13 protein-coding genes are annotated in these 12594 nt (G+C 69.6%); 8 read left to right on the forward strand and 5 right to left on the reverse strand.

All coding sequences use genetic code 11. From position 1 onward, the window contains the following. The first annotated feature begins 5 nt into the window (after positions 1-5). Entirely contained in the window at positions 6-881 is an 876-nt protein-coding gene (locus ACIRG5_RS42610; protein ID WP_402916160.1) for a LysR family transcriptional regulator, read from the forward strand. Here the strand turns inward: ACIRG5_RS42610 and ACIRG5_RS42615 are convergent. Beyond that, on the reverse strand, positions 878-1642 hold the full coding sequence (locus ACIRG5_RS42615) for an SDR family oxidoreductase (RefSeq protein WP_402916162.1): 765 nt from the start codon (positions 1640-1642) through the stop codon (positions 878-880). The two genes, ACIRG5_RS42610 and ACIRG5_RS42615, sit on opposite strands and share 4 nt — an antisense overlap. A gap of 147 nt (positions 1643-1789) precedes the next feature. Between ACIRG5_RS42615 and ACIRG5_RS42620 the strand changes: the two genes are divergently transcribed. The 5 genes from ACIRG5_RS42620 to ACIRG5_RS42640 all read left to right on the forward strand — a co-directional run bounded on the left by ACIRG5_RS42620 (position 1790) and on the right by ACIRG5_RS42640 (position 7295). Further along, positions 1790-3418, forward strand: a complete 1629-nt coding sequence (locus tag ACIRG5_RS42620) for an ABC-F family ATP-binding cassette domain-containing protein (protein ID WP_402916164.1) — start codon at positions 1790-1792, stop codon at positions 3416-3418. 174 nt (positions 3419-3592) lie between these two features. Further along, positions 3593-3802, forward strand: coding sequence for a helix-turn-helix domain-containing protein (locus tag ACIRG5_RS42625; protein WP_030473247.1), 210 nt, complete (start codon positions 3593-3595; stop codon positions 3800-3802). 58 nt (positions 3803-3860) lie between these two features. Next, positions 3861-4673 (forward strand): enoyl-CoA hydratase/isomerase family protein, encoded by an 813-nt coding sequence (locus ACIRG5_RS42630; RefSeq protein WP_402916166.1) that lies wholly within the window; start codon positions 3861-3863, stop codon positions 4671-4673. Between the two features lie 93 nt (positions 4674-4766). Continuing rightward, positions 4767-6653, forward strand: a complete 1887-nt coding sequence (locus ACIRG5_RS42635) for an ABC transporter ATP-binding protein (RefSeq protein ID WP_402916168.1) — start codon at positions 4767-4769, stop codon at positions 6651-6653. Positions 6654-7073: 420 nt separating this feature from the next. Further along, complete coding sequence (locus ACIRG5_RS42640; protein ID WP_402916170.1) at positions 7074-7295, forward strand: response regulator transcription factor; 222 nt, start codon at positions 7074-7076, stop codon at positions 7293-7295. A 241-nt stretch (positions 7296-7536) separates the two neighbouring features. Here the strand turns inward: ACIRG5_RS42640 and ACIRG5_RS42645 are convergent, their stop codons facing one another. Beyond that, complete coding sequence (locus ACIRG5_RS42645; protein WP_402916172.1) at positions 7537-9093, reverse strand: penicillin-binding transpeptidase domain-containing protein; 1557 nt, start codon at positions 9091-9093, stop codon at positions 7537-7539. A gap of 81 nt (positions 9094-9174) precedes the next feature. Further along, positions 9175-9915 carry an SIS domain-containing protein gene (locus tag ACIRG5_RS42650; protein ID WP_402916174.1) on the reverse strand — a complete coding sequence of 247 codons (741 nt, stop codon included), beginning with the start codon at positions 9913-9915 and terminating at the stop codon, positions 9175-9177. Between the two features lie 103 nt (positions 9916-10018). On the opposite strand from ACIRG5_RS42650, the gene ACIRG5_RS42655 reads away from it, so the two are divergent. Beyond that, positions 10019-10201, forward strand: coding sequence for a hypothetical protein (locus ACIRG5_RS42655; RefSeq protein ID WP_360048952.1), 183 nt, complete (start codon positions 10019-10021; stop codon positions 10199-10201). Positions 10202-10235: 34 nt separating this feature from the next. On the opposite strand, the gene ACIRG5_RS42660 is transcribed toward ACIRG5_RS42655, so the two are convergent. Continuing rightward, entirely contained in the window at positions 10236-11186 is a 951-nt protein-coding gene (locus ACIRG5_RS42660; RefSeq protein WP_402916176.1) for an ArsR family transcriptional regulator, read from the reverse strand. 224 nt (positions 11187-11410) lie between these two features. Here ACIRG5_RS42660 and ACIRG5_RS42665 point away from each other — a divergent pair, with 224 nt between their 5' ends. Further along, positions 11411-12019 (forward strand): C39 family peptidase, encoded by a 609-nt coding sequence (locus ACIRG5_RS42665; protein ID WP_402916178.1) that lies wholly within the window; start codon positions 11411-11413, stop codon positions 12017-12019. On the opposite strand, the gene ACIRG5_RS42670 is transcribed toward ACIRG5_RS42665, so the two are convergent. Next, positions 11994-12569, reverse strand: coding sequence for an NTP transferase domain-containing protein (locus tag ACIRG5_RS42670; RefSeq protein WP_402916180.1), 576 nt, complete (start codon positions 12567-12569; stop codon positions 11994-11996). The two genes, ACIRG5_RS42665 and ACIRG5_RS42670, sit on opposite strands and share 26 nt — an antisense overlap. Positions 12570-12594: the final 25 nt, after the last annotated feature.

Consider the following 12594-nt stretch of genomic DNA (forward strand, 5'->3'; position numbering starts at 1 on the left):
GATGGGTGGAGCTTCAGCAGATGCGGTACGTGGTGGCGGTCGCCGAGACGGGCAGCTTCACGCAGGCGGCCCGGCGGTGCCACGTCGTGCAGTCGGCGTTGAGCCATCAGGTCGCGCGCCTTGAACGGTCGCTGGGTGCGCGGCTGTTCGAGCGGACCAGTCGCAGCGTCCGGCTGACCCCGGCCGGTGCGGCGTTCCTGCCGTCCGCGCGGCAGTGCCTCGACTTCGCCGAACGGGCGGTGGCCGAGGTCGCCGCGGCGGTGGGGGAGGTGCGCGGACGGGTCGTCGTCGGCGTGATCCCGACCGTCGCGGCCGTAGACCTGCCGGCCGCGCTGAAGGTGTTCCGCGAGCGGTATCCGCAGGTGCGGGTCGCGTTGCGGATGCTGTCGAGCCTCGACATGGTCGAGCAGGTGCGGCAGGGAACGCTCGATCTGGCGTTCCTCGGGTTGCCGCTCGGCGTGCGGCCGGACGGCGTGCGAGGGCGTGAGCTGGCGCGCGACGAGCACGTGGCCGTGGTGGCACCTGAACATCCGCTGGCGCGTCAGGAGTCGACGAACCTGCGGGCGCTCGCCGAGGAGCTGTTCGCGGATTTTCCGGCGGGATCACCGGGACGCATGCAGTCGGATCAGGCCTTCTCGATCGCGGGACTGCATCGCGAGGTCGCGTTCGAGGTGACCACCGCCGAGTTGATGGCCGGGCTGATCCGGGAGGGGCTCGCGGTCGCCGTGCTGCCGTCGCGGTACACGCCCCAGCTCAGTGGTGTCGCGACGGTGCCGATCGTGGGCGGGCCGTCACGCGTCGAGCACCTCGTGTGGAGCGCGGCCGGGCTGACACCGGCCACGGCCGCGTTCCTCGACGTGCTGGGGGTGGAGCCCGATTAACCCGCCGTGCCGGTCGACAGCAGACCGCCGTCCACGCGCACGGTCTCACCGGTGATCCAGGAAGCCTTGTCGGAGCAGAGGAACGCCACGAGAGAGGCGACGTCCTCCGGCGTGCCGAGGCGCTTCATCGGGTACTGCTGCGAGGCTTCCTCCTCGCGCCCGACGTAGAGGGCCTCCGCGAACTTCGTCTTCACCACGGCGGGCGCGACGGCGTTCACGCGCACCTTCGGGCCGAGCTGCCACGCGAGTTCCTCGGTCAGGCGGATCAGCGCCGCCTTCGACGCGCCGTACGCGCCGATCACGCCCGTGGACCGGATGCCGCCGATCGACGCGACGTTCACGACCGCGCCGCCGTGCTCGCTCATCCACGCCTTCCATGCGAGCTGGATGAAACCGAGCGTGGCCACCACGTTGACGTCGAAGATCTTCCGGACGGCGTTCAGGTCGGCGTCCATCAGGAACCCGTACTGCGGGTTGATGCCGGTGTTGTTGACGAGCACGTCGAGGCTGCCGAACTCCTCGACCGTGCGCGTGACGACCTCTTCGCGGGACGCGTCGTCGCCGGCGTTGCCCTGGATCGTGAGGACCTTGCCGCCGGTGTCGGCCTCCAGCTGCTTCGCCGCCTCGGCCAGCTGGTCGGCCTTGCGGCCCGTGATCGTGACGGAGGCGCCGCGAGAGAGGAGCTCGCGTGCGATGCCGTAGCCGATGCCGCGGGACGCGCCGGTGACCAGCGCGGCCTTGCCCGAGAAGTCTTCGCTCATGGCCGCAATCTATGCGCCTGGCCACAGGTGGGAAATTCGATGGTCGTGATCCCGTAGAATGGGTTGCGTGATCCTCCTCGAGTAGGCCGAACCGGACGTGCCATCCCTTGTCATGCCCGGAGTTTTTGCAACTACTCGGAGTTTCTCTTGATCACCGCAACTGACATGGAGTTGCGCGCGGGCTCACGCATTCTCGTGAGCGGCGCCAACCTGCGCGTTCAGCCCGGCGACCGCATCGGCCTCGTGGGCCGCAACGGTGCCGGCAAGACCACCTCCCTGCGCGTTCTCGCCGGTGAGGGAGAGCCGTACGCCGGCGCCATCATGCGCAAGGGCGCGCTCGGCTACCTGCCGCAGGACCCGCGCGAGGGCGACCTGTCCGTCATCGCCAAGGACCGGGTGCTGTCCGCGCGCGGCCTCGACCAGCTGCTCCGCGACATGGAGAAGGCCCAGTCGAAGATGTCCGAGCTGGTCGACCCCGACGAGCTCGACAAGGCCGTCACCAAGTACGGCAGGCTCGAGGAGCGCTTCTCGTCGCTGGGCGGGTACGCCGCCGAGTCCGAGGCCGCCCGCATCTGCTCGAACCTCGGTCTGCCCGACCGCGTCCTCGCTCAGCCGCTCAGCACGCTCTCGGGTGGCCAGCGCCGCCGCGTCGAGCTGGCGCGCATCCTGTTCGCCGCCTCCGAGGCCGGTGTCGGCGCGAAGTCGAGCACGATCCTGCTGATCGACGAGCCCACGAACCACCTCGACGCCGACTCGATCACGTGGCTGCGCGGCTTCCTCAAGTCGCACGACGGCGGTCTCGTCGTGATCTCCCACGACGTCGAGCTGCTCGACGACGTCGTGAACAAGGTGTGGTTCCTCGACGCCATGCGCGGCGAGGTCGACATCTACAACCTGGGCTGGAAGAAGTACCTCGAAGCCCGTGCGACGGACGAGAAGCGTCGTCGTCGTGAGCGCGCCAACGCCGAGAAGAAGGCCGGCGCGTTGATGACGCAGGCCGCCAAGATGGGCGCGAAGGCCACGAAGGCCGTTGCGGCGCAGAACATGGCGAAGCGCGCCCAGAAGCTGCTCGACGGTCTCGACGACGTGCGCCAGAGCGACAAGGTCGCGCGGATCACCTTCCCGGCGCCCGCCCCGTGCGGCAAGACCCCTTTGATGGCAGAGGGTCTGAGCAAGTCCTACGGCTCGCTGGAGATCTTCACCGGCGTGGACCTCGCGATCGACAAGGGTTCCCGCGTCGTCGTGCTCGGCTTCAACGGCGCCGGCAAGACCACGCTGCTGCGGTTGCTGGGCGGCAGCGAGAAGGCGGACGCCGGTGGCGTCGTGCCCGGTCACGGCCTGAAGATCGGCTACTTCGCGCAGGAGCACGAGACGCTCGACCACAACGCGTCGGTGTGGGAGAACATCCGGCACATGGCGCCGGACGAGCAGGAACAGAAGCTGCGGTCGTTGCTCGGCACGTTCCTGTTCAGCGGCGAGCAGCTGGAGCAGCCCGCCGGCACGTTGTCCGGTGGAGAGAAGACGCGACTGGCGCTGGCCGGTCTGGTGTCGTCGGCGGCGAACGTGCTGCTGCTGGACGAGCCGACGAACAACCTCGACCCTGCCTCGCGCGAGCAGGTTCTCGACGCGTTGCGGCGGTACGAGGGCGCGGTCGTCCTGGTGACGCATGACCCCGGCGCGGTCGAGGCGCTGGAGCCTGAAAGGGTCATCCTGCTGCCCGACGGCACCGAGGATCACTGGTCCGAGGACTACCTGGACCTCGTTCAGCTGGCGTGATCTCCACGCGTCAAAGGACTACCGAGCGCGTTCTGTGATCAACTCAGTGTGATCGAATCGACCGTTCGGCGATCTCTTTGCTTGATCACCTGGCGTTCTGCCGGTTCCTGTTCGATCATTGCGACGACAGGGGCCGTAGAACGGCCCACCTGCTCGTACGGAAGGCGGGACAAGGTGGCTGACCTGAAGAAGGGTGCCCGGATCACCGGCGCCACACGGGACAAGCTGGCCGCTGACCTGAAGAAGAAGTACGAAAAGGGCGCGAGCATCCGGGCTTTGGCCGAGAGCACCGGACGTTCCTACGGCTTCGTGCACCGGGTTCTGTCGGAATCCGGGGTCACGCTGCGCGGTCGCGGTGGCGCCACCCGGACGAAGAAGAAGTAGTCCCGACTCAGACTGCTACTCTCCGGTAACTAGCTTCTAGTTCGCCGGAGGTAACGACATGCCAGTGCCTGCTATCGACGCTGGCTTGCTCGAGCGCGGTGGTGTGCGGCTCGCGATCTCCGGGCCGCGCGCGACCATCACGCTCGATCGCCCCGACGTGCTCAACGCGCAGACGCCGGCTACCTGGCAGGCGTTGCGGCACATCGGCGAACAGCTGGACCCGGACGTCCGAGTCGTGGTCGTCCGGGGCTCCGGCCGTGCCTTCTCGGCAGGGCTGGACCGGCGCATGTTCACCGGTGAGCCCGTCGACGGTGAGCCCGGTGGTCTTGGCGCGATCCTGGCGCTGTCTCCCGAGGAGGCGGACGCCCGCATCGCGTCGTACCAGGCCGGGTTCGCCTGGCTGCGCGATCCCGCACGCGTGACGATCGCCGCGGTGCAAGGGCATGCCATCGGCGCCGGTTTCCAGTTGGCGCTGGCGTGCGACTTCCGCGTGCTCGCCGAGGACGCGCAGTTCTGCATGGCCGAAACCGGGCTGGGTCTGGTGCCCGATCTCGGCGGCACGCTGCCGTTGGTGCGACTCGTGGGGTACTCGCGCGCGGCCGAGATGTGCGTGACCTCCCGCCGGGTCAAGGCGGAGGAGTCGCTGCGGATCGGCCTCGCGAACTCCGTCGTGCCCGCTGACGGGCTGGACGGCGCCGTCGACGAGCTGGTGGCCGCCGTGCTGAAGCCTCTCACCGGTGCGGTGACGGAGACGTTGGCGCTGATCGCGTCGGCGGCTTCCGGGATCGACGCGGAGTTGCAGCTCGCGGTGGAGCGCGCCGCCCAGCTGCGCCGGCTGCAGTCCTTCGCGGCCCTGTCCGCTCAAAGCTGAAACTTTCCGCGTTCCTAGTCGCGCGCGACGGAATTGTCAGACCGCTGTGCTGTTCTAGTCAGCGTGGACGGATACAGCTCTTGGCGATTCATGATGGGGGCGACCTCGGACGCCCCCTCCAAAGTGCGCCGGGGGACGTTCCGGCGCGTACTGGCCTTCGCCCGGCCTCATCGGGCGAAGCTGGTGGTGTTCCTGCTGCTGACGGTGGTCTCGTCGGTGCTGGCGGTGTCGACGCCGCTGCTGGCCGGCCGGGTGGTCGACGCGATCGTCGGCGGCTCCGCGCCGTCCGTCGTCGTGTGGCTGGCCGTGGCGATCGCGCTGATCGCCGTGGTCGACGCCGGTCTGGGCGTGGTCGAGCGCTGGCAGTCGACGCGCATCGGTGAAGGCCTGATCTACGACCTGCGTCGTGCCGTGTTCGGTCACGTGCAGAAGATGCCCGTCGCGTTCTTCACGCGCACGCGCACCGGCGCGCTCGTCTCGCGCCTGAACAACGACGTGATCGGCGCTCAGCGCGCCTTCACCTCCACGCTGTCCGGGTTCGTCACGAACATCATCCAGCTGCTGCTGTCGCTGGGTGTCATGTTCACGCTGTCGTGGCAGGTCACGGCGCTGGCCCTGGTCTTGTTACCCGTCTTCGTGCTGCCTGCCAAGCGGATGGGCCGCCGGATGGCGGACATGCAGCGGGAGGCGTCCACCCTGAACGCCTCGATGGTCACGCAGTCGACCGAGCGCTTCTCGGCGCCCGGAGCGACGCTGGTGAAGCTCTTCGGCCGCCCCGACCGCGAGGAGCAGGAGTTCAGCGAGAAGGCCGCGCAGGTCCGCGATATCGGCATCCGGACCGCGATGGCCACCCGCTGGTTCATGACCGGGCTGACGCTCGTGTCGGCCCTCGCGCAGGCGCTGGTCTACGGCCTGGGTGGCTACCTGGCGCTGACCGGGCACCTGGCGGCAGGCGCCGTCGTGTCGCTCGCCCTGCTGCTGACCCGCCTGTACGCACCGCTGACCGCGCTCGCGAACGCCCGCGTCGACCTGATGACCGCGCTGGTGTCGTTCGAGCGCGTCTTCGAGGTGCTGGACCTGGACCCGATGATCAAGGAACGCCCGGACGCCCGTTCGGTGCCCGACGGCCCCGTGTCGGTGGAGTTCTCCGACGTCCGCTTCGCCTATCCGTCCGCGGACAAGGTGTCGCTGGCCTCGCTGGAGTCCGTGGCCACTTTGGACACTCGCGGCGGCGAGGAAGTGCTGCACGGCATCAGCTTCAAGGCCGAAGCAGGCCAGCTGGTGGCCCTCGTCGGTTCGTCCGGTGCGGGCAAGTCCACGCTCGCCTCCCTGGTGCCCCGCCTCTACGACGTCGACTCCGGTGCCGTGCGTCTGTCCGGTGTGGACGTTCGCGACCTGACCTTCGACGCGCTGCGCTCCTCCGTCGGCGTCGTGACGCAGGACGGCCACCTGTTCCACGACACGATCAGGGCGAACCTGGAGTACGCGTCGCCCGGTGCCTCCGACGACGACCTGTGGGACTCGTTGCGCCGCGCCCGCCTGCTGGAGTTGGTGACGTCGCTGCCGGACCAGCTCGACACCGTGGTCGGCGAACGCGGCTACCGCCTGTCCGGCGGCGAGCGCCAACGCCTCACGATCGCGCGCCTGCTGCTCGCCAAGCCCCGCGTGGTCATCCTCGACGAGGCCACCGCACACCTGGACTCGGAGTCCGAGGCAGCCGTGCAGGAAGCGCTCACCGAGGCACTGCAGGGCCGGACCTCATTGGTGATCGCGCACCGCCTCTCCACGATCCGCGCGGCCGACCAGATCCTGGTGCTGGAACACGGCGAGATCGTCGAACGCGGCACGCACACCGAACTGATGACCGCCGAGGGCCGCTACGCGGACCTCTACAACACCCAGTTCGCCCAGCCCCCGGTCGTCGGTGTCCTGCCGACGCCGAAGTTCAGCGAGCGCCTCGGGGTGGCGCAGACGAACTGACCCGCGGCGGGCCGCGGCGCATCCTCTGGTCCGGGTGAACGGCTGATGCCCCGGCGATGCTCTTCGGCCTTGGTGAGAACCACCAGGGCGGAAGGGATCGGGATGAGCAATTCCGGGGACGGGCAGCCGGGCGCGGAGTGTTGAACAGCGCGGTCGGCGGGCCTCGGAATGGGCAGGTTGGCCGACGTGTGATGGCAACGCGGCGGGCGGGCCTCGGAATGGGCAGGTCGGTCGACGTGTGATGACATCGCGGTCGGCGGGCTTCGGCATGGGCAGGTCGGCCGACGTGCCATGGCAACGCGGCGGGCGGTTTCACCAGCCAGCGGGCGAGCCGTCGAGCGCTGTTTGCCGGGTGTGGACGCGGTGGCGTCGGGCGGGTTGACGGGGAGAGGCCTGCCGCTGCAGTGCCCGGTCCTGCTGATGGATCTGCTCATGCCGGGAACGGACGGCCTGACCGCCATCAGACAGCTCGCCGGAACCGCACACGTGCTGACCACGTACGACAACGACGTGATGTCCGCGATCGAGGCGGGCGCCACCGGCTACCTGATCAAGGACGCTCTGCGGAACGAGCTCGTGCGGGCGGTCCGGGCCACTGCGCGGGGCGGGGCGAGGCGGTGCTCGCCCCGGCGGCGTTGCTGATGAAGCGAGTGCGGCCGGAGTCCGCCGTGGTGCTCAGCCCGCGTGGGTTGGAGGTGTTGCGGTTCGTCGCCGGGTGGGGCGACGAACCGCGAGGCGGCCCGAGGACTCTTCGTCCCCCGAGACCACCGTCGAGTCACTCCGGCTCGCCGTCTACGCCGAGTTGGAGGTGAGCGACCGCGCGGCGGTCGTCACCGAGGCTTTCCACCGCCGCCCGATCGTGCCGCGCGAGCAGCGGTGGTCGTCACTTGAGGAAGGTCGCCGTCGCGTCCAGGGCGCTGGCCGACGAACCGGCGTTCTCCACGACCACCGCGAACGCCACGTTGTTCTGGTAGCCGACGAACCAGCCGTGCGCGGTGCCGCCGCCCGCCTCCGCCGTGCCGGTTTTGCCTGCCAGGCCGGGGATTCCGGCGAGCTGTTTGGCGGTGCCGGAGGTGACGACCTCGCGCATCATGGCGCGCAGTGGCTGCAGGACGGCTGCGGGTGGCGGTGCGGCCACGTCGTTCGGCTCGGAGGGCTTGCCGCGCATGAGGGTGGGTGCCGGGGTCTTGCCCGAGACGACGGTGGCGGCCACCAGGGCCATGCCGAACGGGCTGGCGATCACGTTGCCCTGGCCGAAGCTGTTCTCCACCTGCTGGTCGCCAGTGGCCGGCGGGACCTTGCCGGTGTTCGTGTCGGCGCCGGGGATGGTCCAGTCGGCGCCCAGGCCGAAGCGCTTCGCCATGGCGGGGAGGGCGTTCGCGTCCAGCTTGGAGCCCAGGTCGCCGAAGGTCGTGTTGCAGGACAGGGCGAACGCCGTGTGGAACGGCACGCTGTCGTGGCCGAAGCCCGCGTTGGTGATCGTGCGCGTGCCGATGGTGGCCTTGGCCGGGCAGGGGAGGGCGGTGCCGGACTGGACCAGGCCCGCGTTCATGGCCGCGGCGGCGGTCACGATCTTCATCGTCGAGCCGGGGGCGTAACGGCCCACGAACGGGTTGGTGCCGTTCAGCGACTTGTTCTGCGCCACGGCCAGGATCTCGCTGGTGGAAGCCTCGATCGCGACGATCGCCGCGCCCTGCGGGAGAGCGTCGACGGCTGCCTGCGCCGCCGCCTGGCGGGCCGGGTCGATGGTGACGGTGATCTTCTCGCCCCCTTCCGCCTTCTTGCCGTCCAGCGCGGTGAAGGCGCCGCCCGCGGTGATGCCCACCTCCCAGCCGTCGGTGCCCTTCACGTCGCCGGCCGTGGCCGTGATCGTCTTGTAGAGGCCGTCCGGGATCGTGCCCTGGACCAGCGGTTTGCCGTCACGGCCCAGCAGCGCGCCGTCCGCCAGTGCCTTGCGGTAGGTGAGCGAGGCGCCCTCGGTCAGCTGCGGGTGGATGAGCGCGGGGGTCCAGTGAACCTTCCAGGCGCCGTCCGCTCGCTTCAGGGAGATCTTGACGTCGTACTTCAGCGTCGCGGCGCTCGGCATCGTCCAGGTGACGGCCGCGGTGAGCTCGGCGGTGGTGGCGTCGGCCGGCGGCGGTTCGGACGTCGCCAGGGCTGCCTGGAACGCGGAGGTGCCCATGCCGGCCTTGGTCGCTTCCAGAGCGGGCGTCGCCACGGCGGGCGCGTCGGTGAAGACGGCGGCGCTGGCGGGACCGGAGAACGCCCTGGTCAGGAAGGACTGGGCCACCTGTGACGGTGTCTCCGCCGACTTGGCCGGTTCATCGGCGACCACCACTGTTCTGCTGCCCGACCAGAGCAACACGCCCGCCACGCCGACGATTGCCGTCGTGGCGAGCGCGCCGCCGATCAGGATCCATCTACGAGTTTTCGGCTCCACTGTTGAAGACCCCCCCAGGTCAGTGCTTTCCCCGGTGGGAGAATAACGGTGGCGCGCTGACAAAACCCTGAGGATTTCTACCTATCCGAGTTCCGGGACGCGGGTCTGGTAGTGGCGCAGCAGGTCCGCGTTGGCCGCGTCGCCGCCCTCCACGTTCGCGCTGCGCCACAGCGGCAGTTGCACGCCCGACGCGGCCGCCTTGTCGAACAGCCGGACCATCAGCAGGTTCCACAGGAACGTCGTGGCCAGCGTGGAGACGGCGGCGGTGACCGGCGCGGACTCCGGGTAGGTGGAGTCACCCGGCGGGACCAGGTTGTCGAGGACGACGGTGGACACCTCGGCCAGCGTCGCACCGGCCCGCCTGGGGGCCTGGGCGCTGGCGGCCACCGAGGTGACACCGACGACCGGACAGCCCCTGCTCGCGGCTTCCTGGGCCAGTTCGACCGGGTAGTGGTTCACACCCGAGGTCGAGAAGACGAACAGGACGTCGTGCGGGGCCAGTCCCGACTCGCGCAGCACCTCGCCCGCGAGGCCGGAGCGGCGCTCCGCCGACGTGCTGCTGATCGCGCCGTGCATCGGCAGCAGTTCGGGGTGGTAGATCGGGCGGACGCAGGCCAGGCCGCCTGCCCGGTAGAAGGTCTCGGCGACGGCCGCCAGTGAGTGTCCTGCGCCTGCGGTGAGGATGATTCCGTCGGCCTCGACGGCGGCCAGCACGAGCTCGGCCACGTCGTCGAGCGCGGCCGCGTTGTGCTGCTCGACGCGCGCGAGGTGCGTGCGCACGAGATTGCCGTAGTCGGATCCGGTCACGGTGTCGGTCGTCATGCCGGTCAGTACTACCGGATTGCAGATGACCTCACCAGTAACCCGGGCAGCACAAACCTCGATACGCGCGATGAAGGGTGTGGCGGCACTCGGCGGACAGGGGGTGGGTCGGATCACGCGGTACTTCTACTTCTGGGTGGTGCTGGTGGCCGTCTTCACGGCCGCGGCGGCCACGAACATCGCGCTGGCGATCACCTACTCCGAGCTGTGGCCGGTGTGGGTGGCGCTGGCGCTGCTCGTCGTGGCGGTCGGGTGTGCCAGGGCGGCGGTGCGGGCAAGGCCTTAGGCCCTGCTCTGACAACGGTGGACAAGCGCCTGGCTCAGGCAAGCAGTTCGACGCCCAGCGCCGACGCGGTGTGCAGCACCGAGTTGCGGTGGCGCTGGGCGACGGCCAGGCCCGCGTCGCGCAGGACCGAGGCGTGGGCACTGGCCGAGGCCGCCGAGATTCCGAGGCGGCGGGCCAGTTCCGTGGTGGTGCAGCCGCCGGCGATGACCTCCAGTGCGGCGGCACGGGTGCGGCCGAGCAACGCCTCCAGCGACCGTTTGCCGGTACTCGTCACGTGCAGGTCGCGTGCGATCGGATAGACGAGCACGGGCGTGCGGCTGGGGTCGCGGAGCATGATCGGCCGTTCCCAGCAGAAGTACGACGGCACGAGAATCAAGCCCTGGCCGCGTAAGTGGACGTCACGCTGTGCGAGGCGCGACTCGATCGACAACACCGACGGTGTCCACGAGATCGTCGGGTGCAGGGCCGCGAGCACGCCCACGCAGCCGCTGTCCAGAAAGGACCGTGCCCGCACCGCGCGGTCGACGTCGACGACAGCGCGGACCTCATCCCAGATCGGGGCGAGCGCGTGGCGGTGGTAGGCGCGCAACGCGTCGCCGAGTGAGTCCAAAGTGGCTGCGTCACCACTGGCCAGCCGGTGCGTGCGAGGGTCGAGACGTTGCTGGCAGCCCAACTGCTCCAGGTCCGCGCGCAACGACTCCGCGGGCGTCGACAGCACCGCGTCGATGCCCGCGTCCACGGCGCACGAGCCCGCGGTGGGCGTCAGGAAGTCGGGGGAGTAGCCGACCGGCGGCGCCAGCTGCATGAGCCAGCGCGTGTCGTCGGGCAACGTCGCCCGCACGGTCGCGCGCCACGTGCCGAACACGGGCGCGGCCGAACGCTGCCGCAGCACGTGCAGGCTCAGCAGGATCTCCCACATCGGGTCGGGACCGGTGGCGACACGCACCTTCGCCAGGTCCTCCGCCGTGAAGTGGACACGCAGCACGGCAAGCAGACTGGCACAGCGGTACGGGACCTGTACCGGATTCGAGACGACTCATCCGATTGGTGCAGATCGCCCACCTTGGGTGGGTCTGTGCGCCCGCGTGAGTACTCCTACCTGGCTTTTTAGGACTTGGCCGAATGTGGTGGCGGCCGTTCTCGCGTTGCCGCCAAGCTTTCGCCGAGCGCCGGATCAAGGGGACGGCGCCACACTGAGGGGTTGTTTCGATGAAGCTTGCGAAGATCACCGCGGCAGTGGCCGCGGCTGGCGTCGCCATGACGATTCTGACCGCGCCGGTCGCGCTCGCGGCGCCGGGCGAGAACGTCATCCCGGCCGCCGCCGAGCTCGGCATCCAGAGCGAAGGCGTGCTGCCGCACCAGTTCCAGGTGCAGAAGACCGGTTACTGGTGCTCCGCTGCCGCCGCCCGCATCGCCCTGACCGCGCGCGGCAAGTACGTCGAGCAGTCCACACTGGCCTCGTTCATGAAGGTCACGACCGACGGCCTGCCCAACATCAAGAACCTCGAGAACGCCCTCGACCACTACACCGGCTCGACCTACTACCAGGTCAAGCAGTGGTCGACGGACGCGCAGCTGCTGCAGAAGCTCAAGGCCGACGTCGTCTACAACGCCGACCGCGGCCACGCCGTCGTCATCAACGTGATCCGCCTCAACGGCCGCAACTACTCCGGCGGCCACTACGCCACGATCGTCGGCTACCGCGCCGGTGGCAACGAGTTCGCCGTGTCCGACCCGGCCTACGCGGGCGGCGGCCTGCACTGGCTGAGCGCGTCCAACGTGTCGTCGGGCATCAAGCTCCGCCGCTACGTCGCCTGAGATCTTCCGGTCGATCGATGTCCGCACCGTCCGCCACGTCGGCGCATTCGACGTGGCGGACGGTGTTCGCCTTGAGGTAGTCCCGTGCTCCCTGGTCGCCCGCCGCCGACGCCATGACGCCCGCGAAGTGGTCCGACCCGATCAGCACCGGGTGCCCGATTTCGCCCTCGTAGGTGGCGCGCGCCAGCACCGTCGGCTCGGCGAGCGCCATCAGTCGGTGCAGGGCCTCGACGGTGACTCCAGGGGTGTCCACGGGGAGCACCACGACGGCGTCCGCGATGCCGATCGCGTGCAGGCCGGTGCGCAGCGACGACCCCATGCCGGTGTCCCAATGAGGGTTGTCCACGACGGTCACGCCGTCCAAAGTGGCCTTAGCCCTGACCTCCGCCGCTTGTGCGCCGAGAACTACGACGACCGGGTCGCAGCCCGCGGCTCTGAGGAGCTCGGCGGCCGAGTCCACGAAGAGCTTGCCGTTCAACGGGACGAGAGCCTTGGGGGAACCGAACCGGCGACCGGCCCCCGCGGCGAGCAGAAGACCGGCCACGCGCATACCGCTGAATCTAATGACTGTCGGC

The organism is Lentzea sp. NPDC102401 (assembly GCF_044765805.1).
GTDB classification, from domain to species: Bacteria; Actinomycetota; Actinomycetes; order Mycobacteriales; family Pseudonocardiaceae; genus Lentzea; species Lentzea sokolovensis.